Origin of the sequence: Burkholderia sp. BCC1985, from assembly GCF_905339915.1 — a bacterium.
In the GTDB taxonomy this organism is placed as follows: Bacteria; Pseudomonadota; Gammaproteobacteria; order Burkholderiales; family Burkholderiaceae; genus Burkholderia.
This window is the reverse complement of the sequence record NZ_CAJPGY010000031.1, coordinates 41,503-62,238: the sequence shown is the minus strand read 5'-3', so window position 1 is coordinate 62,238 and position 20,736 is coordinate 41,503. Positions and strand designations below refer to the sequence as shown.

Sequence of the window (20,736 nt, the reverse complement as noted above, 5' to 3'; positions counted from 1 at the left end):
AAAGTGACGGGTTCCGCAAGATTACCGCGTTTTCGCCGGGCAGCGGCACGCCGGGGGATCGGCCGGACGGCCGCCGCTGCCGCCGCGCGACGGCGTCAGATCGTGACGCTGCTCGCGTCGATCCAGCGCACGGCCCAGTCGCGCGCATGCGCGATCGCGTCGCCTTCGTCGTTGAACTGGAGCTCGCTCGGGAAAAAACGGTTCGCGACGAGTTCCCCGTCACTCGATCGGGAGATCACGACGTAGGGCTTGAACGACCCGTCAGTGGCGCGCGCGGGCGCGCAATTCAACAGATAACCGCGGTGCGTGAAGGCAGTAGTCGCTTGCATGAATCCGCCACCTCTAGTCCCTTTGCTTGTTGTTCGCTACCCGTCTCTAAGGGTGCTGCGGCGCCCGGTGCGGGCAGAGTCGGCGCGTACTGCATCCCCTGTCGCCGCTTCGCAGGAAAAGAATCATACTCTGTAGAAAACGGGTGTTCTAGCTGAAATAAATCATGACAAATCAGTGCGCGCCACGCGACTGCGGCGATCGCCCGCGCACCATTTTCCCGTCTTGCCCGGAACGGGATTTGCTTCGATCCGGAGCGCTACGCCGCCAGGAGAGCCGTGATGGAAACGTCAGCTCAAGCGCACGCCGCGCATCCGCGCAGCATCGAACTCGACAACGACGACACGCACGACAGCACCGTCGACACCGACGGCAAGAATCGCGAGGCGGCGCGTCTCGCGAGCGGCAACCCCTTCCCGCCCGACCAGATCACGGGCAGCAACGCGTCGCTCGTCAACGCGATGCCCGAGGCTGGTGACGGCTTCGCCGGCTTCGACAGCCGGCCGGGCGGCAATCATCCGGCGTTCGCGCTGCGGGCCGGCTACATGGTGATCGAGAAGGGGTTCGACGCGCCGTCGCACGCGGGCGACGCGCCGTACGGCCCGGTTCACCGGATGTACGGCAGCGCGCACTGGCCCGGCCACGGACGCCGGCCGGAACGGGTGATCGAAATCACCGCGGTGCCGCGATAACTCACGCAGCGTTTGAATCGATCGTTCGATCGGCGGGTTGAAGGGCGCCGACGGCCGATGGCGGCGGACCGGCGTGCGCGTTCGCGCGCCGGCCGGTCGTTCGGTGCGCGGGCGGTGCGATCTTCCGAAGCGGCGCCGGAATCGAGATCGGCGCCCGGTTCGGGTTCGGCACGCGGGATTTCACGACGCCGATGCATCGGCGTTGATCGAAGTCACGTCATCGCGATACGGATGCGATTCAATGCCCAATCGCGACCGCCGGCATGTCGCTGCAAAGTCCCTGCCGTTGGTTTACCCTGCCTCGCAGCGACGCACGGCCGGCCCGGCCGTTCGGCCGACTTCCGTTCAATCCGCCACTTGGAGACACTATGTACAAGCGCATTCTGGTTGCCATCGACGGCAGCGACACCGCACGCCACGCGTTCGATGCCGCCCTCGCGCTCGCGAAGGAGCACGGTGCCGAACTGCAGCCGTTCTACGTCGTCGAAAACGCCGCGATCTACTACAACGTGCCGGGCTACGACCCGTCCGTGCTGCGCGATCAGCTCATCGCGCAAGGCAATGCGCTCGCGGCTGAATTCAAGAAGCTGATGCAGGCGGCCGGCGTGAAGGGCGAGACGCTGACGAGCGAGGCGTCGTCGCTCAACGACGTGTCGACGCTGATCCTCGACGGTGCGAAAGCGTTCGGCGCCGACCTCCTCGTGCTCGGCACGCACGGCCGCCGCGGGTTCCGTCGCCTCGTGCTCGGCAGCATCGCCGAACAGTGCGTGCGGCATGCGACGCTGCCCGTGCTGCTGATCCCGGCCGCCGCGCATACGGACGATCAGGAAGGCTGAGCGGTGTCGGCATCAGCGTGCGCGGCGCACCACGCACGCGCAGCGGCATGCCTGCACGCAGGCCGCTGCGATGCCCGCGGCAGGTGCGCGGCATGTGCGCGCGGTCGCGACGTTTTGTCGCCCGACAGCGGCAACTTGCGGTGGGACAATGATTCCGTCGATTCAATGCCGGAGTAAACGATCATGTTGACGCCCGTCGCCACACGCCCCGCCGTTCCGTCCCATGCAGGCACCTGGGCGCCCCGCCAGGCCCCGCACTGCTCGTCGTGCGCAATGCGGCACCTGTGCATGCCGCAGGGCCTCGCACCCGACGCGCTCAGCCGCCTCGAATCGGTCATCTGCGCGGCGCGCCCGGTCAAGCGCGGCGAAGCGCTGTTCCGCGAAGGCGACACCTTCGACAACCTGTACGCCGTGCGCTCGGGTTCGCTGAAAACCGTCGCCACGCGCCACGACGGCCGCGAGCAGGTCACCGGCCTGCACCTGGCGGGCGAGGCGCTCGGCCTCGACGGCATCTGCGACGACACGCACCCGCGCACCGCGGTCGCGCTGGAGGACAGCTCGGTCTGCGTGATTCCGTACAGCGCGCTCAAGTCGCTGTGCTCGGAAGCCGGCACGATGCAACTGCGCATGCACAAGCTGATGAGCGAGCAGATCGTGCGCGAAACGTCGCAGACCATGCTGCTCGGTTCGCTGAACGCCGAAGAGCGCGTCGCCGCATTCCTGCTCGACGTGTCGGCACGCTACCTGAAGCGCGGTTACTCGCCGTCGGAATTCAACCTGCGGATGACGCGCGAGGACATCGGCAGCTACCTCGGCATGACGCTCGAAACGGTCAGCCGCACGCTGTCGAAGTTCCAGAAGCGCGGCCTGATCGAAATGCACGGCCGCCTCGTGCAGATCGTCGACTTCGACGGCCTGCACCACGTCTGACCCCGCGCGGCGCGTGACCTGCGCGCCGCCGCCCGCCGCGACCCGCCACGATCCGCCGCGCCCGCCTCGATCAGTCGAGAAACAGCGCGGCGCGCGCCTTCAGTGCCGCGCTGAAGTCGTCGAGCCAGCCGATCGACAGGCGCCAGCTCTGCCAGTACAGATCGATATCGACGGTCCGCCCGCGCGACATGTCGACCAGTTCGCCCGCCGCCAGCTGGCGATCGACCATCCGGTCCGGGCACATCCCCCATCCCAGCCCCGTTTCGCAAGCGCGCAGGTAGCCCGCGACGTGCGGGATCCAGTGTTGCGGCGGATCGAGATCCGCGCGCGTCACGCGCCGGATGAAGCGCGCCTGCAAGCCGTCCTTCGAATTGAACATCACGCACGGCGCGCGGCGCAGCGCATCGCGCGTGATGCCCGCACCAAAATAGCGCGCGTAAAACGCCGGCGAACACACCGCGCGATAGCGGATTCGCCCGAGCCGCGTCGACCGGCATCCCTGGATCGGCTCGGCCTGCGCGGTCACCGCGCCCTGCACGCTGCCGTCGCGAATTCGCGCGGCCGTATGGTCCTGGTCGTCGATCACGAGGTCGAGCAAGGTCTCGCGCTCGGTGCAGAACGGCCCGACCGCATCGATGAACCAGGTCGCGACGCTGTCGTCGTTGACGGCGACACGCAACGTCGGCCATGCGCTCGCGATCTGGCCCGGCAAGGCGGGCATCCGGCCGCCCAGTTCGGCCTCGAGCAATTGCACGCGCTCGGTATGCCGGCACAGCAGCGCACCCGACGTCGTCGCGACGCACGGCTGCCCGCGCTTGACGAGCACGCTGCCGACACGCTCCTCCAGCAGTTTCACGCGCTGCGATACCGCCGACGGCGTGACGTTCAGCTCCTTGGCCGCCCGCTCGAACGAACCGTGCCGGATCACCGCCGCGAGGGCATCGAGCAATGCGTAGTCGAGCATTAGATTTCCTTAATCTGCATTAGGTGAATTAGCTTCTCTTATGTTCCAGCTCATCGCAGACTAGCGCCAACCGATTCACCCGTCTACTGCGTCACCGCTCCCCATCATGAACTGGATCGCTTTTTCCCACGGCGCCGCCCTGTGCGGGTCGCTCATCGTCACCATCGGCGCGCAGAACGCATTCGTGCTCCGGCAAGGCATCATGCGCTCGCATGTCGGCAAGATCGTGCTGCTGTGCGCGCTGTCCGACATGATCCTGATCGGCGCCGGCGTCGGCGGCGCGTCGGTCCTCGTCGAACGCTATCCGACCTTCGTCCACATGGTGCTGTACGTCGGTCTCGCGTATCTCGCATGGTTCGGCTTCAACGCGCTGCGTCGCGCGTTCAAGCCGGGACATGCAACGCTCGACGTGCGCGGCGACGCCGTCGCGCCGCCGCCGCAGAGCGCGGTCGCGATCGTGCTGATGACGCTCGCGTTCACGTGGCTCAACCCGCACGTGTATCTCGATACGTTCCTGCTGATCGGCACGGCCGGTGCGCGGGAGCCGGAGGGCACGCGGCTGGCGTTCGCGATCGGCGCGATGTCGGTCAGCGTCGTGTGGTTCCTCGGGCTCGGATACGGTGCGCGACTGCTCGCGCCGTGGTTCCGCAAGGCCGTCGCGTGGCGCGTGCTGGACGGCGCGATCGGCAGCATGGTGCTGTTCCTGGCGGCCGTGCAGTTGCGATAACGGCCTCGGTGAATGATCGATCGCGGGCGGCAACTTGCCGCCCGTTTTTCGTTCCGCCGCGGCGAAGCGGCCGGCTCCGCCCCTCTCTCCCGCTGCCACGCCCGGCCGCAACAAAATTCGGTTCCCGATCGAACGCGGCGGCACGAATGACCCACGCAGCAGACGATGCGTCCGCCGTCCGCTGCAATTCCTCCGTCTTCACGGCCGCGCGCCCGCTGCACGAATCCGGTCGATCGGCGAGAATGTTCCAGCGTCCCGCGACAACGGCGAACGTGCTTCACCCGACCGCCGTCCCGTCGCATTCATCGCGGCCAATCCCGTCGTTCCAACCCGTCACCCGTCAGATTCCGGAGAGCAACATGGCACTACGCACCCTCGGCACCTCGGACATCCAGGTTTCCCCGCTCGCCTTCGGCGGCAACGTCTTCGGCTGGACCGTCGACGAAAACGCATCGTTTGCGCTGCTCGACGCGCTCGCCGACACCGGCATCAACTTCATCGACACGGCCGACGTCTATTCGGCCTGGGTACCCGGCAACCGCGGCGGCGAATCGGAAACGATCATCGGCAAGTGGCTGAAGCGTTCCGGCAAGCGCGACCGGGTCGTGATCGCGACCAAGGTCGGCCTGCTCGACGCGCGTGCGGGCCTCACGAAAGACAACATCCTGAAGGCCGCCGACGATTCGCTGCGCCGCCTGCAGACCGACTACATCGACCTGTATTTTTCGCACCGCGATCTGGCCGACACGGCCCCGCTCGAAGAAACGCTCGCCGCATACCAGGCGCTGATCGACGCGGGCAAGGTGCGCATCATCGGCGCGTCGAACTACAGCGGCGCGCGCCTGCGCGAAGCCGCCGACATCAGCAAGCGCGACGGTCTGCCCGCGTACCAGGTGATCCAGCCGGAATACAACCTGATCAACCGCGCCGACTACGAGCGCGATCTCGAGCCGGTCGTGCGCGACCTGAAGCTCGGCGTCGTCAACTACTACGCGCTCGCGAGCGGCTTCCTGTCGGGCAAGTACCGCAGCGAGGCCGACCTGAAGAAGAGCGTGCGCGGCGATCGCGTCGCCCGCTATCTCGATGCGCGCGGCCTGCGCATTCTCGCGGCGCTCGACGATGTGTCGGCGAAGCACGGCACGCAGCCAGCCGCGATCGCGCTCGCATGGCAGATCGCGCGGCCGACGATCACCGCGCCGATCGCGAGCGCGACGTCGCTCGAACAACTCGCGCTGCTCGGCGAAGCGATTCGCGTGCGGCTCGACGATGAGGACATTCGGAAGATCGACGCGGCCAGCGCGGTCTGACGTCGCGTACAAGCAGATGACGGCTTGAATCGCGGCGTTTCGCGCTTCAAGCCGCCGGTGCGACGCGCGGGTGACGCGAACAGGGATGTCGGCATCGCTCACGCCGCGCGCGCGGGAAGAGCGCCGCGAATCACTCGACCGGCGCGCGGTTTCGGCAATGCGATCCGACAACACGCGCTTCTGCTCCAACACAACGAAAAAAACCACGACACACCGCTGCCCCAGGTCTTCGGCGGCACGCAAACATGCATACCGCCATCGCTTCGCCAGCGCGCGAGATGCGAGCTTGATGAATCACGCGACCACCGCGCAGCTTCAACGAAACGATCCGGCGGCACGCGACTTTTATTCCGTATAACGAAGCAGCTGCGCGCCTCATCGTTCGAACCGAACCGAACAACATACCCCGAACACGCCCGCACGTTTTGCCTTTCCCGGCCATATTCGTTGACTCACACGGACATCCGGCCGCAACGCGCCGCCGCGAGCGCATCCCGGGCCCGCCCCGGGTCTTTCACCGATTGACCGCGCCCGCCGGCGTATCCGAGACTGCGCCGCTCGGGCGGTCATTGGGAGAACGTCATGCCGGATATCAGCACGGGAATCGTGTCGATCTCGACGCGCGCCGTACGCGGCGACGAACGCGTCGACTTCTGGGTCGACCATGTCGCCCGCTCGCTCGTGCGCATCGAATGCAGCGGTAAATCGTCCGAAGGCATCGACGCGTCGCTGCGCAAGCGCGACCTCGGGTTGCTGGGCGTGTGCGACATCGTCGCGAACCGGCATGCGGTCGTGCGCACGCCGCACAACATCCACGCGGACCCGCGCGACGCCGTGTTCGTGTGCCTGATGCACGAAGGGCAGGGCTATACGTTCCAGGACGTCGAGTGCATCCAGCATGCGCCCGGCGACATCGTGCTGTACGACACGTCGATGCCGTACGGTCACGGCTTTCCCGCGAACATGGCGATGACCGTGCTCGACGTGCCGCGCGACGTGTTCGAAGCGCACGTCGGCCCGTGGCGCCATCGCAGCGTCGTCAAGATCGACCGCGACGACGGCGTCACGTCGTGGGCCGCGCGGCAGCTCTACGCGCTGCTCGCCGAACCGCATGAATCGATGCCCGACGCGCGCGAACGGCGCGCCGCCGCGATGCTCGACCTGATGCAGTCGATGCTGCGGCTGCGCGACGGCGACGCGTCGCCGACCAAGTCGACCGTCCACACGCTGTCGCGCGCGAAGGCATTCATCGACAGCCATCTCGCCGACGACGATCTCGACACCCGGTCGGTCAGCCGCGCGATCAACCTGTCGCCGCGCCAGCTCGCGCGCATCTTCGAAATCGAAGGGATGCCGCTCACGCGCTACATCCTCGCGCGCCGTCTCGAACGCTGCCGCGCCGACCTGCGCGACCGATCGCTGAAGCACCTGACGGTCAGCGAAATCGCGTTCCGCTGGGGCTTCAACAACAGCGCGCACTTCAGCCGCAGCTATCGCGCGCGCTTCGGCGAGACGCCGAGCGACACGCGCGCGCCGGGCAACCCGCGCTAGCCGCTCGTCGCCGGGTTCTCCCGCTGCGCAATCCACGGCCAACGGTCAGCGCAACGAGATCGCTGCATGAGCCGCCGCGGCGCCCCGCCGTGTCCGCGCGAAGCAAGCCCGGCGTCCGCCCCGGTCAAACGGGGACACGCGCCCGTCGCTAAGCTGGCTTCCTGCGCGGCGGTGCTCGTTCCGCCGCCTGACAGCGAGGAGACAAAGCGGGATGGAGACGTACGACCATATCGTCGTCGGCGGCGGTTCGGCCGGCTGCACGGTGGCACATCGACTGGTAAAGGCCGGCAGGCGCGTGCTGCTGCTCGAGGACGGCCCGAAGGACGACAACCTGTTCATCCGGATTCCGGCGACGTTCATCCGCGTGCTCGGCACACAGCGCACGGTCACGTTCGAAAGCGAGCCGCAGGCCGGCGCGGCGGGACGCAGGACCTACGTGCCGCAGGGCCGCACGCTCGGCGGCGGCAGTTCGGTCAACGCGATGCTGTACGTGCGCGGCACGCGCGCCGACTACGACGAATGGGCCGCGCTCGGCTGCGCGGGCTGGCGCTGGAGCGACGTGCTGCCGGTGTTCAAGCGCGCCGAGTCGCACCTGCGGCTGTCCGAGCCGTTCCATGGCACCGACGGGCCGCTGAAGGTCGGCGACACGCGCTTCCGGCATCCGCTGAGCCTCGCGTTCGTGAAGGCCGCTCAGGAAACCGGCATCGCGTACAACGACGATTTCAACGGCGCCGCGCAGCACGGCGCCGGCTTCTACCACACGACGATTTTCGACGGGCAGCGAGGCAGCACCGCGGCAACCTATCTCGCCGACGCGCTCGGCCACCCGAACCTGCGCGTGCTGACCGGCTGCCGCGTGACCCGCGTGCGCTTCGACGGCCGGCGCGCGACCGGCGTCGAATGGCGGATGGAGAACGGCGCGACCGGCTCGGCAACCGCCCGCGCCGACGTCGTGCTGGCCGCCGGCGCGCTCAGTACGCCGAAGCTGCTGATGCTGTCGGGCATCGGGCCCGGCGCGCACCTGCGCGCAAACGGCATCGACGTGCTGCACGACAGCCCGGAAGTCGGCGCGAATTTCCAGGACCATCTCGAGGTCTCGATCTACGGCTACAGCCACGCGCCGGTCAGCCTGTTCGGCGAGGATCGCGGGCTGAAGGCGCTGCGGCACGGGCTGCAATGGATGCTGACCCGCACGGGCCTGCTGACGTCGAACGTCGTCGAATCCGGCGCGTTCGTCGATACGACCGGCAGCGGCCGCCCCGACATCCAGTTCCACGTGCTGCCGACGCTCGTCGGCGACGTCGATCGCGAACCGCTGCCGGGCCACGGCCTGTCGATCAATCCATGCCTGCTTCGGCCGCGCTCGCGCGGCTCGGTGCAACTGCGCGGCAACGATCCAGCCGTGCCGATCCGGTTCGACAGCGGCGCACTGTCGGATCCGGCGGACGTCGACGGCCTCGTGCGCGGCGTCGCGCTCGCGCGGAAGATCATCCGCGCGCCGTCGCTCGCCCGCATCGTCCGCGAAGCCGAAGCGCTGACCGACGACGCGCTGGCCGACTACGTGCGGCGCCGCGCGAAAACCGTCTATCACCCGGCCGGCACCTGCCGGATGGGGAGCGACGAAAGCGCGGTCGTGACGCCGCGTCTCGCGGTGCAAGGGATCGACGGATTGCGGATCTGCGACGCGTCGGTGATGCCGCGCATCGTATCGGGCAATACGAACGCGCCGACGATCATGATCGCGGAACGCTGTGCCGAGTTCATGCTCGCGGAGTGACGCGGCGACTCACGCCGCGACCGGCATGCAATGAAAACGAAAGCGGCGCGTGAGCCACGCGCCGCACCGGCATCGGTTTCGCTGCTTCAGCGTCAAGCGCTGCGCAGCGTCATCGGCGACGCACCGTAGCGCTCGCGAATCGCACGGCTGAAGTGCGCCTGGCTGGAGAAGCCCCACCGAAACGCGATCTCGCCGATGCTCGTCTTGCGCAGGCGCGCGTCGATCAGCTCGCGATGCGCATGCGTCAGCCGCTCGGACCAGATGTGCTGCGTGATCGACTCGCCTTCGGCCGCGAAGAGCCGGCCCAGGTGCCGCAACGACAGCCCGACCGCATCGGCCACAGCCTGCGGCCCGAGCTCCGGATCGCCGAGATGCGTCGCGATGTACTGCTTCGCGGTCAGCAGGTACGACAGCGACGCGCGCGATGCGCCTGCGCCGTTCACTTCCGCGTCGATGAGTTCCGCGACCAGCATGCGCGTGTGTTCGACGAAGCGCGCGGCGTCGTCTTCGACCGGCGCCTTCATGAAGCGCTCGACGCTCGCGCGCAGTGTCGCGCCGAGCATCGCGCCCGCGCCCGGTTTCGGCGCGATCCGCAACGGCAGCGCCGCCAGCTCCGCGTCGAATCGATCGTCGAACGTGGCAATCGGGATATCGATCAGCAATTGCCGCATCGGCGTCAGGAATCCGAACAGATAGGGCACGCGCGTGTCGTACACGACGACGTCGCCGGCTTCCGCGAGCAGGCAGCGCTCGCGCTGGATGAAATACGCGCGACCGCTCAGGATCTGGCACGCAAACAGCGACTCCTTCGGCAACTGGCGCACCAGCGCGGGGCTGCGCTCGATCACGTGATCGCGGCCGCTGATGTCGGCCACGCCGAGCCCCGGCAGCGCGAGATCGGTCTTCTCGACCTCGAGCCCGGCCGGCGACAGCGACGAGCAGCGCAGGCCGACCAGCGTCGCGGCGTTGAACGCATCCCAGTAGTCCATGCGGTCGCGCACCGGCACGTCGGCCGTCGAGCCGCGCGTGCATGAAAGAACGGTCGAATTCGTCACGTCGCCTCCTGCGGGCGCCTGTCGTGCGGAGCGGCACGGATTGGGGGATGGTGCGTCTGGTTGTTGTTGCGGTGCGATGCCTGGCCCGCGATGTCCGGCCCGATCAAGCAATTCGTCCAGCCCAGTCAAGAGCGGCGCGCACCGGCTGGCTAAAGTCGACCCCACGACACCTAACCACAAGGAGACGAACCGTGGTCGACCAAGCCGTATCCGAATTCTGGCAAAACATCGCGCCGATTGCCAATCCGTTCAAGCCCGATGCGCTGCCGGAAGCGTACATCCCGAACGCGGCGACCGAGGACGCGCGCTATTACGTTCCGTTCACCGAAACGGTTTCGTCGCGGCCGCTGTGGATCTCGCCGTCGCAGAACAAATGGTGCGACATCCTGATGGCGAAGGAAGCCGGGCTCGTGAACCGGCACTACCACCCGCACGAGGTGTTCGCTTACACGCTGTCCGGCAAGTGGGGCTATCTGGAGCACGAATGGACCGCGACGCGCGGCGATTTCGTGTATGAAACGCCCGGCGAAGGCCACACGCTCGTCGCGTTCGATCATCCGGAACCGATGCGCGCGTTCTTCATCGTCAAGGGCCCGCTGATCTGGCTCGACGACGAAGGCAACCCCGACGGCTACTTCGACGTGCATTCGTACATCGCGATGTGCAAGGCGCATTACGAGAAGGTCGGCCTCGGCGCGCACGCGATCGAGAAGCTGTTCCGCTGACGCGCGACGAGGCCGCCCATGACATCCCGCCCTTCCCCCAAACTCGCATGGACGTACGAGAACAGGCTGCTGCTGATCCTGTTCATGACGTTCGGCTTCGTGTTCTTCGACCGCCTCGCGCTGTCGTTCCTGTTCCCGTTCATGTCGGCCGAGCTGCACCTGTCGAACACGCAGCTCGGCATGGTGTCGTCCGCCCTCGCGCTCACGTGGGCGCTGTCGGGCGCCGCGACCGGCGCGTGGTCCGATGCGCGCGGCACGCGCAAGCCGCTGTTGATCGCGGCCGTGCTCGGCTTTTCCGTATGCTCGGCGCTGTCGGGGCTCGTCGGCGGCTTCGCGAGCCTGATCGCGTTCCGCGCGCTGATGGGCATCGCCGAAGGCCCCGTGCTGCCGCTGTCGCAATCGCTGATGGTCGAGAGCTCGACGCCGAGCCGCCGCGGGCTGAACATGGGCCTGCTGCAGGGCTCGGCCGCCGGCCTGCTCGGCGCGATGATCGGCCCGCCCGTCGTGATCGGCATCGCGACCGCCTACGGCTGGCGCGAGGCGTTCTACGTGTCGTGCGTGCCCGGCTTCCTGATCGCGTTCTGCATCTGGCGCTGGGTGCGCGAGGTGCCGCCCGGCGGCGTACGGCATGCACAGGCCGAAGGCGCGGCCACGCACGGTACGCAGACGGCCGGCGGCGCCGCGATCGACCGCTGGGCGCTGCTGAAGGAGCGCAACATCCTGCTCTGCGTGCTGATCAGCTGCTTCTTCCTCACGTGGTTCATCGTGATCATCTCGTTCGCGCCGGTCTTCCTCGTCGAGAGCCGCCACCTGTCCCCGGCCGACATGGGCGTCGTGATGACGTGCCTCGGCGCCGCGTGGGTGTTCTGGGGCTTCGCGGTGCCGGCGATCTCCGACCGGATCGGCCGCAAGCCGACGATGATCGCGTTCGCGCTGATCGCCGCCGCGTGCCCGGTCGTGATGATCCACGTCGATTCGCTCTGGGCGCTCGGCGCGCTCGTGTTCGTCACGTACACCGGCCTCGGCTGCTTCACGCTGTTCATGGCTACGATCCCGGCCGAAACGGTGCCGCCCCGCGCGATCGCCAGCGCGCTCGGCCTGATCATGGGCGCGGGCGAGCTGATCGGCGGCTTCGTCGCGCCGACCGTCGCGGGCTTCGCGGCCGACAAGTACGGCCTGCAGTTCGCGATGTGGACGTCGGCCGCCGGCGCGATCCTCGCGTGCGTGCTGTCGTTCGGCCTCGTCGAAACCGCACCCGCGGTGCTGCGCAAGCGCGCGCCCGCCGATGCCGCTCCCCGTCTCGATACGCAAAACCTCGGAGGACGCTGACATGCGCGCACTTCAATGGCACGGCCCGCGCGACATCCGCCTGGTCGATCTCGACACGCCGCGCGCCGGGCCCGGCGAGGTTCGCATCGCGGTCGCGTATTGCGGCATCTGCGGCAGCGACCTGCACGAATACGCGGACGGCCCGCACGCGATTCCCGTCCACGCACCGCATCCGCTGTCCGGCCGCACCGCGCCGCTGACGCTCGGTCATGAGTTCTGCGGCACCGTCGTCGAAGTCGGCGCGGGCGTCACGACGCTGGTCCCCGGCGACCGCGTGGCGGTCGAGCCCGAGTATCACTGCCACCAGTGCGCGTATTGCCGCGCGGGGTCGTACAACCTGTGCGTATCGATGGGCTTCGCCGGCCTGATGGGCGACGGCGGGATGGCCGATTTCGCGGTCGTGCCGGCCTACATGCTGCACCGCCTGCCCGACGACGTCAGTCTCGAACAGGCCGCGGTGATGGAACCGGCGGCCGTCGCGCTGCACGCGCTGCGGCGCGGCGAGCTGCGGCTCGGCGACACCTGTGCGGTGTTCGGGCTCGGGCCGATCGGCCTGCTGCTGATCATGCTCGCGAAACTGCAGGGCGCGACGACCATCGTCGCGGTCGACGTGTCGCCCGAGCGGCTCGCGGCGGCCGTGCGCTTCGGCGCGACGCACGCGTTCGACGCGCGCTCGCTCGACGCCCCGGTGCTGCGCGACGCGATCCGCGAAGCGGCGGGCGGGCTCGGCGTCGACGTGAGCTTCGAGGCGGCCGGCCTGCCGGCCACGTTCGAGGCGGCGATGCAGGGGCTGCGCAAGGGCGGCCGCCTCGTGATGGTCGGCCTGATGCCGCATGCGGGCTTCGATGCGTTCCGCGCGGTCAACGACGAGCTGACCTTCACGGCGAGCGTCGGCTACCGGCACGTGTACGAAGATCTGCTGCGGCTGATCGGGTCGGGCGCGCTCGACCTCACGTCGATCGTCACGCGCACCGTCTCGCTCGAGGATGCCGTCGCCGACGGCTTCGACGCGCTGCTCGCTGATCGCGCGCAGATCAAGATCCTGGTTGCGCCATCGCGCCGGCATGCGCGCCCTGTTCACACTGTCGGGAGCATCGAACATGAACCGCCCCTGGTCGTTTGACGGCAAGACCGTCGTTGTCACCGGCGGCACGTCGGGCATCGGCGCGCGCACCGCGTGGCGTTTCGCGGAAGCGGGCGCGTCGGTCGTCGCGCTCGGGCTCGATGCCGCCGGCCCGCATGCGCCGGTGCATCCCGGCATCGGCTGCGTCGAGCTCGACGTGACCGACGACGCAGCATTGACACGGCTGATCCGCTCGCTGTCGCGCGTCGACGTGCTCGTCAACGGCGTCGGCATCAGCCGGCACGCGGACGAATACCGGATGGACCAGTTCGAACTCGTGCTGAACGTGAACCTGACGTCGGTGATGCGTGCGTCCGACGCCGCGCTGCCGGCACTCTCGGCGAACGGCGGCAGCATCGTCAATGTCGCGTCGATGTACACGTACTTCGGCAGCAAGGACCGCCCGGCATACAGCGCGAGCAAGGGCGGCATCGCGCAACTGACGCGCTCGCTCGCGCAGGCATGGGCCGAGCGCGGCATCCGCGTGAACGCGGTGGCGCCCGGCTGGATCGACACGCCGCTCAGCAGCGGGCTGATGGCCGACGCGCAGGCGTCGCGGCGGATTCTCGATCGCACGCCGCTCGCGCGCTGGGGCACGGCCGACGAGGTCGCGGACGTGATCCTGTTCCTGTGCTCGCCCGGCGCATCGTTCGTCACCGGTGCGATCGTGCCGGTGGACGGCGGGTATTCGACGGTCTAGCGCCGGCGCGCGCGGGCATCGGCGCAGGAGGCGTGCGCCGGTGTCCGCGTGTCGGAATGCCTGCGCGCCGTCTCGGGCTTCCGTTTTCGGCTCCTGCTTCCGGCTCCCGTTTCCGGGCGCGCCCCGATCGACCGTAGCAGGTTTCAGTATCTTCATATCAATCAGTAGTCCCATCAAAAATATTCCGGCGAGACCGGACATGTGAGGAGCACCTTGGAGATGACGAAAAAGACCTTGCTCGCCCTCGCGGCCTGCACGATTCCGGCCGCATCGTTCGCGCAGAGCAGCGTGACGATGTTCGGGCTGCTGGACGCCGGCCTCAGCTATGTGAGCAACGAAGGCGGCCACGGCAACGCGAAATTCGACGACAACATCTTCTTCCCGAACCTGCTCGGTTTCGAGGGCAAGGAGGACCTGGGCGCCGGCACGCGCGCGATCTTCCGGCTCGTCAATCAGTTCTCGCTCGCGAACGGATCGATGATCGGCGGCGGCCTGTTCGCGCGCACGGCCTATGTCGGGCTGCAGAACGACCGCTACGGCACGCTGACGCTCGGCAACCAGTACGAGTTCATGGTCGACGCGCTGGCCGCGAGCGGCAACGAGATCGCGCAGGATCTCGTCGGGCTGTACGGCTTTCGCAACGGCCCGTTCGACAAGCTCGCGCTGCCGAACAACCCGACCGGCGCGTTCGACTGGGATCGCGTCGCGGGCAGCAACCGTGTCGCGAATTCCGTGAAGTACACGAGCGCGTCGATCTCGGGCCTGACTTTCGGCGCGCTGTACGGCTTCGGCAACGTCGCGGGATCGGTCGGCGCGAACGATACGGTCAGCGTCGGCGCGAGCTACGACAACGGCCCGTTCGGCGCGGGCGCGGCCTATACGAACCAGAAGTACGGCGCGGCGGGCGGGCTGTCGGCCACCACCGTGCGCAACTGGGGCGCGGGTGCCCACTACACGCTCGGCACGATCACGGCGAAGGCGCTCTTCACGACCGTGCACAACGCGTGGAACGGCGCCGGCGCGTGGTCGGCGGAAGCCGGCGCCGCGTGGCATCCGTCGCCGGTCTGGGTGATCGGGGCGAGCTACACGTACATGAAGGGCAACGACACGCTCGACAACGCGCATGCGCACCAGCTCCTGGCCGCCGTCCAGTACTGGCTGTCAAAACGCACGATGGTGTATGTCGCGGGCGTGCATCAGCGTGCAGGCCACGGCAGCAACGCGCAGATCAACGGCGTGATGGACGCGAACGGCGCGTCGAGCGGCGCGCTGCAGTCGGTCGCGCGGATTGGGTTCAGTACGCGGTTCTGATTGATGTCGGCCTTGAACGGAAACGCCCGCCCGGTCGATGCCGGGCGGGTTTCCATTGGCGGGTCATGTCGTCAGAAGCGAAGCCGTCAGAAGCGAATGGTCACCGATTTCGGCTCGGTATAAGCGTCGATGAACGACGAGCCATACTCGCGTCCGATACCGGAGCCCTTCGCGCCGCCGAACGGCACGGCCGGGTCGACCAGCGTGTGCATGTTCACCCACACGGTGCCGGCTTCGATCCGCGGCACGTAGCGCAGCGCCTTCGACAGGTCGTTCGTCCACAGGCTCGCGGTCAGCCCGAACGGCGTGTCGTTCATCATCGCGATCAGTTCTTCCTCGTCGTCGAACGGCACGAACGCGCCGACCGGCCCGAAGATCTCCTTGCGATACGAAGCCGATTCCAGCGAGCGCGGCAGCACGATCGTCGGCTTCACGTAGAAGCCGTCGCGCGCATACGCGCCGCCGCCGGTGACGATCGTGTCGCCCTCCGTGCGCGCGAGCTCGAACGCGTCGAGACACTTGCGGAACTGCGGCTCGTTGCAGACGGGGCCGATCATCCCGGCGTCGTCCATCGGGTCGGCCGGCTGGAAGCTGTCCAGGCGCGCCTTCATCTTCTCGACCACCTCGTCGAACTTCGCGCGATGCACGAAGTAGCGTTCCGCCGACGCGCACACTTGCCCGCTATGCAGGAACCCGGCTTCGACGATGCCGTCGAGGATCTTCTCGACCGGCGTATCCGGCAGGAACGCCGCCGCATTCTTGCCGCCCAGTTCGAGCGTGAAGCGCGTGAAGTTCGCGTTGACGGCCTCCGCGCCGATGTTGCGGCCGGTCGGCACCGACCCCGTGAACGACACCTTCGCCACGCGCGGATCGCGGATCACCTTCGCGCCGACCTGGCCCGTGCCGTTGATCACGTTGAGCGTGCCGGGCGGCAGGCCGGCTTCGGTCGCCAGTTCGGCGATGCGCAGCATCGTGAGCGGCGTGAACTCGGACGACTTGATGAGTACCGTGTTGCCGGTCGCGAGCGCCGCGCCGAATTTCCATACCGGGATCATCACCGGGAAATTCCACGGAATGATCCCGAACACGACGCCCAGCGGTTCGCGCAGCGTGAACGACGTGTAGCGCTCGCCGTTCATGCTCGGGAACGACGGGGCGAGCGTTTCGCCCGCGATCTTCGTGGCCCAGCCCGCGTAATAGCGCAGCCAGCGGGCCGACCAGCCGACTTCGATCACGCGCGACAGCCCGATCAGCTTGCCCGACTGCGCGGTTTCGATCTGCGCGATCTCTTCGCCGTGCGCGTCGATCAGGTCGGCGAAACGCAGCAGGATGCGCTCGCGATCGGCCGGCGTCAGGTTGGCCCACTCGCCGCGGAACGCGCGATGCGACGACGCGACCGCGGCCTCGACGTCGTCGTCGGTCGCCTGCGCGACGGAGCCGATCACCGCACGCGTCGACGGATCGCGCACGTCGATCCGCTCGCCGCGGCCGGCTACAGCGTGGCCGTCGATGTAGTGACCGTGTTCGCGCGCGAGAAACGCGCCGACTTCGTCCAGCATCCGTACCCGTGCCATCTGTGTCCCTCCGGAATTCGAATTGAGTGAAAGGCCCGACTTGCCGGCCGCTCTTCGATTCTAGGGACGCGTCGCGCACGCGGATCGGCGTTGCGTGCACACTTTTGGCTTCAGCGTGCAGAACGGTGCGACGCAGCGGTTTCCCTGTGGAAACCACCATTGACGCTGAAAGTCGCCGCTGCCGACGATGATTGCGTTTCGCCCCCGCGTCCGCGCCGAATGCATTAAGCTCGACGCATTCCCCGGCCCTCTCCCTCTTCCGGCAATGGCACACGAACTCGTCGTCGACGCCAGCAACAGCAACGCGAATCTGCGCGACCTGATCGCGGACAGCTTCCTGCCGCTGGTCTTTCACGACACCGGCCCGCAGTTCCGGATGTCGGTGCGGGTTGCCACGGTCGGCGGCCTGCGGATGGCCGAGGTCGACACCACCGCGATCCGCGTCGATCGCGACCGCTCGCTCGCGTCGCGTGCCGACAGCGACTGCTACAAGATCCTGTTCCAGATCGCCGGACAAAGCCGCGTCACGCAGCGCAACGCGGCGTCGACGGTCAATCCCGGCGAGTGGGTGATCTACGATGCGACGCAGCCGTACATGATCGAATCGGCGAACGCGTCGCGCTTCGTCGCGGCGTTGACGCCGCCGAGAAGCGGTACGATGTGGCGCTGGTTCGTGGAGCGCGCGGGCGTGCAGGTCCGTCGAACCGTCGGCAATGCGCAATTGGCGCTTCAGTCGATCCATTACCTGATGGACGGGCAGGTGCCGAACGATCCGGAAAGCCTGTTCGGCTTCGAGCAGTCGACGCTGATGCTGCTCGATTCGGTGATCCGCCGCGAGGCGAGCGATTCGCTGAGCGGCGCCGATGCGCGCAGCGCGACGCTGCGGATGAATGCGGAAATCCATCTGTCGCACCACTACAGCGATCCCGACCTGTCGCCGGACAAGCTCGCGAGTGCGCTGAACGTGTCGCGGCGCACGTTGTACAGCGCGCTGGCCGCGACCGGGCGCACGCCGCAGAGCCTGATCCAGGAATACCGGCTGCAGGCGAGCAAGCGCGCGCTGGAGGATCCGGCGGATCCCAACCGCAACCTGCTGGAGCTGGCGATCGCGTGCGGCTTCTCGGACATCACGCATTTCGGGCGCGCGTTCAAGGCACGGTTCGGATGCAGCCCGGGCGCGTATCGCGTCGCGTGCCGCGGTATTTCGGAGGCGTGAAGCGGGATCACCGCGAACTGCAGCGGCTTCGATGAACGATCTCGGGGGCGACGCTCGCGTGCCCCGGGGAAATATGCATCATCCGCAGCCTGGCATCGCCGCCCGGTGTCGACCCCACGTGCATTCGTGTCATCTCGGCACCGTTCGACGACGTCGGCCAACGCACATGCGATCGTCCACTTGCGATTCCGGCGTGTCGGCTCGACGGTCCGTTACTGCAAAAAATCGGCGATACCACGCGTATCGCCCCGTCCGGCCTCCGCACCAGTCATTCAACATGATCAGCATTCAATGCGACGCTTGAAGCCGTCACTATGTGCAACACGCGCCACAATCAGGCCCAACTTCCACTCGACGAGCTCCGCATCTTCACCTGATTCCATCACTCGAAAATAATATGCACTACTACGGTGCCAATCCATAGTGCTGACTACCCATTGATGCATCATTTGATGTCTGACATTCTGGAAGCGTGTCAGCGATGCATGGAATGTAACAAACATGAATGGATTTCGTCTTGAAAATGAAATTTCTTGCGCATGCAACGTAGACGGCCCGGACCTTGCGCCCCCCACACGTTCGAAGACGGAATCTCCTGTTGTTTCGCCCGACGAAACAGCCCCCGCACGCCCCGACTGTCTCAGGATTGCCCGCCTGATCGATGTCCTTCGGACACCGGCATGCCATTTCGACGAGAACGGGCGGGTCGTGAGCATCAACGATGCATGGCTTGCCTACGCGGATCGCTCGGCCGAGGCCACGTATCGACTCCAATGGACGGAGTTGATCCATCCGGAGCACCGCTGCACCGCCGAGTCGACACTTCACGCGGCGCAACCCGGCTCGGTACACGAAACGCTGGAGTGCCGGCTGGCGGGTTCCCACGGCATCGACCAGTGGTTCACCGTCGACCTTCACCGTGTCGACGACGGATGGCTCTGCACCTGCACGAATATCCATGACCTGAAGGCCAAGGAAATCGAACTGAAGAGTCACACGTCGATACAGACAGACATGCTGAATATCAGCATCGACTGCATCAAACTGATTTCGCCGACAGGCAACGTGCTGCACATGAACCGCGCCGGATGCCAGGCGCTGGGCGTCGACGAAGAGTCGGGATTCGGTATGCCGTGGCTGCCGCTCCTGCCCGAAGACGTGTGGCCCGACGGAAATGTCGCGCTCGAATCCGCCAGGAACGGTGTATTCGGCAGGTTTCCCGGGCGCAGCGAGCGTCCGGGGCGCGACGTTCAATACTGGGACAACATGCTGACGCCGATCTTGGACGCCGATGGAAAAACGACCGCCATTCTGTGTGTTTCGAGAGACGTGACGCGCGAGCGCGTGGCGCTCGATCTGCTTCGGCGAAGCGAAGAAAGGCTGGCCATCGCGGCCCGCGTCGGCGGACTGGGAATCTGGGACTACGACATCGCATCGGACACACTGCACTGCGACGAGAACTGGCATCGAATCATGGGCCACGCTCCCGGGAGGGCGATTACCTCGATCGACCAGTTTCGCGCGTTGATTCATCCGGACGACGTCGACAAGGCGATGAAGGTCACTCGGACCGCGGAGGAATTCAATTCGTTCGGCAGGGATTATCGCGTCGAGTATCGCGTCATTCAGCCCAACGGCGAGATTCGATGGGTTCAGTCCACCGCCTATCCGCAGCATGAAGACGGCGTGACCCAGCGAACGATCGGGTTCGTGCTCGACGTGACGAAGATTCGTCTGGCGGAGCGGCGCCGGGAGGCATGGCTGCACTTCATTTCCCACGACATGCGCTCGCCTCAGGCATCGATTCTCGCGTTGATCGATCTTCAGCGAGCCGCTGAACCGGCCCCGCCCGCCAAGGACCTGCTCGATCGAATTGCCGCGTACGCGCGCCGTACGCTGGCACTGGCCGACGACTTCGTTCTGCTGGCGCGCGCCGAAGCACCGACCTGGTCACTGGTGGAAACGGATATCGGCAGCGTGGTACTCGATGCGATCGACGAACTGTGGGCACTCGCTCAAGCGCGCGGCATCCGGCTCGACGTGAACGTCGGGGACGAGATCTGCATCGCACGCGTGGAACCCTTCCTGCTGATGCGCGCGGTCGTCAATCTCGTGAGCAATGCCATCAAGTTCAGTCCTGGCAATGCGACGGTAACCGTGCGCCTGACCGGCGTCGAACATGGCTACGCCATTTCCGTTGCAGACCACGGGCCCGGCATATCGGCCGAAGCCCAACAACGTCTGTTCGAGCCATTTCAACGCCTGCAAGTCGAACCGCCTCGTTACCCTTCGGGCGCCGGTCTCGGGCTGGCTTTCGTGAAGACGATCGCCAAGCGCTATGGCGGCAACATCGATTTGCATACCCGCCCGGGCGAAGGCTGCACGTTCATCCTGACGTTGCCGGGTGTCTCGTCGATACAGGACGGTGCCTGATGCCGGTTCCTTGAAGCGTCGCCCCGCCACGCGCCCGCAAGATGCCACGTACTCTGAAGCGGTGTCAGTCCCTGCGGGCTCGCGGTTTGGATATTGAAACGATCGACCACCGACGCCTCATTCGCGGTTCCCGGTTTCCGACCAGTCATCAGGAACGCC

At 66.9% G+C, this 20,736-nt stretch carries 20 protein-coding genes; 15 read left to right on the top strand and 5 right to left on the bottom strand.

Translation table 11 applies throughout. The features are described from left to right. Positions 1 to 95 precede the first annotated feature (95 nt). The gene (locus tag U4Z31_RS26620) at positions 96 to 329 is read right to left on the bottom strand and encodes a hypothetical protein (protein ID WP_044846464.1); all 234 of its coding nucleotides are present in this window, start codon (positions 327 to 329) and stop codon (positions 96 to 98) included. A gap of 279 nt (positions 330 to 608) precedes the next feature. Here U4Z31_RS26620 and U4Z31_RS26615 point away from each other — a divergent pair, with 279 nt between their 5' ends. From U4Z31_RS26615 to fnr, 3 genes are all read left to right on the top strand, one after another. After that, on the top strand, positions 609 to 1,019 hold the full coding sequence (locus U4Z31_RS26615; protein WP_044846465.1) for a DUF3005 domain-containing protein: 411 nt from the start codon (positions 609 to 611) through the stop codon (positions 1,017 to 1,019). Positions 1,020 to 1,387: 368 nt separating this feature from the next. Then, positions 1,388 to 1,855, top strand: a complete 468-nt coding sequence (locus tag U4Z31_RS26610) for a universal stress protein (RefSeq protein ID WP_321811853.1) — start codon at positions 1,388 to 1,390, stop codon at positions 1,853 to 1,855. A gap of 183 nt (positions 1,856 to 2,038) precedes the next feature. Further along, positions 2,039 to 2,785 (top strand): fumarate/nitrate reduction transcriptional regulator Fnr, encoded by a 747-nt coding sequence (fnr, locus tag U4Z31_RS26605; protein WP_044846467.1) that lies wholly within the window; start codon positions 2,039 to 2,041, stop codon positions 2,783 to 2,785. A gap of 70 nt (positions 2,786 to 2,855) precedes the next feature. Here the strand turns inward: fnr and U4Z31_RS26600 are convergent, their stop codons facing one another. Continuing rightward, positions 2,856 to 3,749 carry a LysR family transcriptional regulator ArgP gene (locus tag U4Z31_RS26600; RefSeq protein ID WP_124663577.1) on the bottom strand — a complete coding sequence of 298 codons (894 nt, stop codon included), beginning with the start codon at positions 3,747 to 3,749 and terminating at the stop codon, positions 2,856 to 2,858. Between the two features lie 106 nt (positions 3,750 to 3,855). Here U4Z31_RS26600 and U4Z31_RS26595 point away from each other — a divergent pair, with 106 nt between their 5' ends. The 5 genes from U4Z31_RS26595 (at position 3,856) to U4Z31_RS26575 (ending at position 9,111) form a co-directional block, all read left to right on the top strand. Then, positions 3,856 to 4,476 (top strand): LysE/ArgO family amino acid transporter, encoded by a 621-nt coding sequence (locus U4Z31_RS26595; protein WP_124489010.1) that lies wholly within the window; start codon positions 3,856 to 3,858, stop codon positions 4,474 to 4,476. A gap of 359 nt (positions 4,477 to 4,835) precedes the next feature. Then, on the top strand, positions 4,836 to 5,783 hold the full coding sequence (locus tag U4Z31_RS26590; RefSeq protein ID WP_321811852.1) for an aldo/keto reductase: 948 nt from the start codon (positions 4,836 to 4,838) through the stop codon (positions 5,781 to 5,783). Between the two features lie 85 nt (positions 5,784 to 5,868). Then, complete coding sequence (locus tag U4Z31_RS26585) at positions 5,869 to 6,141, top strand: hypothetical protein (protein WP_321811851.1); 273 nt, start codon at positions 5,869 to 5,871, stop codon at positions 6,139 to 6,141. Between the two features lie 224 nt (positions 6,142 to 6,365). Continuing rightward, complete coding sequence (locus U4Z31_RS26580) at positions 6,366 to 7,334, top strand: helix-turn-helix domain-containing protein (RefSeq protein WP_124921584.1); 969 nt, start codon at positions 6,366 to 6,368, stop codon at positions 7,332 to 7,334. 187 nt (positions 7,335 to 7,521) lie between these two features. Next, on the top strand, positions 7,522 to 9,111 hold the full coding sequence (locus tag U4Z31_RS26575) for a GMC family oxidoreductase (protein ID WP_415750304.1): 1,590 nt from the start codon (positions 7,522 to 7,524) through the stop codon (positions 9,109 to 9,111). Between the two features lie 92 nt (positions 9,112 to 9,203). Here the strand turns inward: U4Z31_RS26575 and U4Z31_RS26570 are convergent, their stop codons facing one another. Next, positions 9,204 to 10,166, bottom strand: a complete 963-nt coding sequence (locus tag U4Z31_RS26570) for a helix-turn-helix domain-containing protein (RefSeq protein ID WP_321811849.1) — start codon at positions 10,164 to 10,166, stop codon at positions 9,204 to 9,206. Between the two features lie 191 nt (positions 10,167 to 10,357). Here U4Z31_RS26570 and U4Z31_RS26565 point away from each other — a divergent pair, with 191 nt between their 5' ends. The 5 genes from U4Z31_RS26565 (at position 10,358) to U4Z31_RS26545 (ending at position 15,354) form a co-directional block, all read left to right on the top strand. Continuing rightward, positions 10,358 to 10,891: a 2,4'-dihydroxyacetophenone dioxygenase family protein gene (locus tag U4Z31_RS26565; RefSeq protein WP_044846474.1), complete on the top strand. Its 534-nt coding sequence runs from the start codon at positions 10,358 to 10,360 to the stop codon at positions 10,889 to 10,891. A gap of 18 nt (positions 10,892 to 10,909) precedes the next feature. Further along, positions 10,910 to 12,220 carry an MFS transporter gene (locus tag U4Z31_RS26560; protein ID WP_321811848.1) on the top strand — a complete coding sequence of 437 codons (1,311 nt, stop codon included), beginning with the start codon at positions 10,910 to 10,912 and terminating at the stop codon, positions 12,218 to 12,220. Position 12,221: 1 nt separating this feature from the next. Beyond that, positions 12,222 to 13,343 (top strand): 2,3-butanediol dehydrogenase, encoded by a 1,122-nt coding sequence (locus tag U4Z31_RS26555; protein WP_321811847.1) that lies wholly within the window; start codon positions 12,222 to 12,224, stop codon positions 13,341 to 13,343. Further along, positions 13,321 to 14,043, top strand: a complete 723-nt coding sequence (locus U4Z31_RS26550; protein ID WP_321811846.1) for an SDR family oxidoreductase — start codon at positions 13,321 to 13,323, stop codon at positions 14,041 to 14,043. The genes U4Z31_RS26555 and U4Z31_RS26550 overlap by 23 nt, the downstream gene beginning before the upstream one ends. Positions 14,044 to 14,262: 219 nt before the next feature. Beyond that, positions 14,263 to 15,354 carry a porin gene (locus tag U4Z31_RS26545; RefSeq protein WP_321811845.1) on the top strand — a complete coding sequence of 364 codons (1,092 nt, stop codon included), beginning with the start codon at positions 14,263 to 14,265 and terminating at the stop codon, positions 15,352 to 15,354. A gap of 86 nt (positions 15,355 to 15,440) precedes the next feature. Here the strand turns inward: U4Z31_RS26545 and U4Z31_RS26540 are convergent, their stop codons facing one another. Then, a complete protein-coding gene (locus tag U4Z31_RS26540; protein WP_321811844.1) occupies positions 15,441 to 16,928 on the bottom strand; it encodes an NAD-dependent phenylacetaldehyde dehydrogenase in 1,488 nt (495 codons plus the stop codon). Between the two features lie 265 nt (positions 16,929 to 17,193). On the opposite strand from U4Z31_RS26540, the gene U4Z31_RS26535 reads away from it, so the two are divergent. Then, complete coding sequence (locus U4Z31_RS26535) at positions 17,194 to 18,144, top strand: helix-turn-helix domain-containing protein (protein ID WP_321811843.1); 951 nt, start codon at positions 17,194 to 17,196, stop codon at positions 18,142 to 18,144. Between the two features lie 281 nt (positions 18,145 to 18,425). Here the strand turns inward: U4Z31_RS26535 and U4Z31_RS26530 are convergent, their stop codons facing one another. Further along, positions 18,426 to 18,647, bottom strand: a complete 222-nt coding sequence (locus U4Z31_RS26530; protein WP_321811842.1) for a hypothetical protein — start codon at positions 18,645 to 18,647, stop codon at positions 18,426 to 18,428. Positions 18,648 to 18,852: 205 nt separating this feature from the next. Between U4Z31_RS26530 and U4Z31_RS26525 the strand changes: the two genes are divergently transcribed. After that, positions 18,853 to 20,577: an ATP-binding protein gene (locus U4Z31_RS26525; RefSeq protein WP_321811841.1), complete on the top strand. Its 1,725-nt coding sequence runs from the start codon at positions 18,853 to 18,855 to the stop codon at positions 20,575 to 20,577. The last annotated feature ends 159 nt before the right edge of the window (positions 20,578 to 20,736 follow it).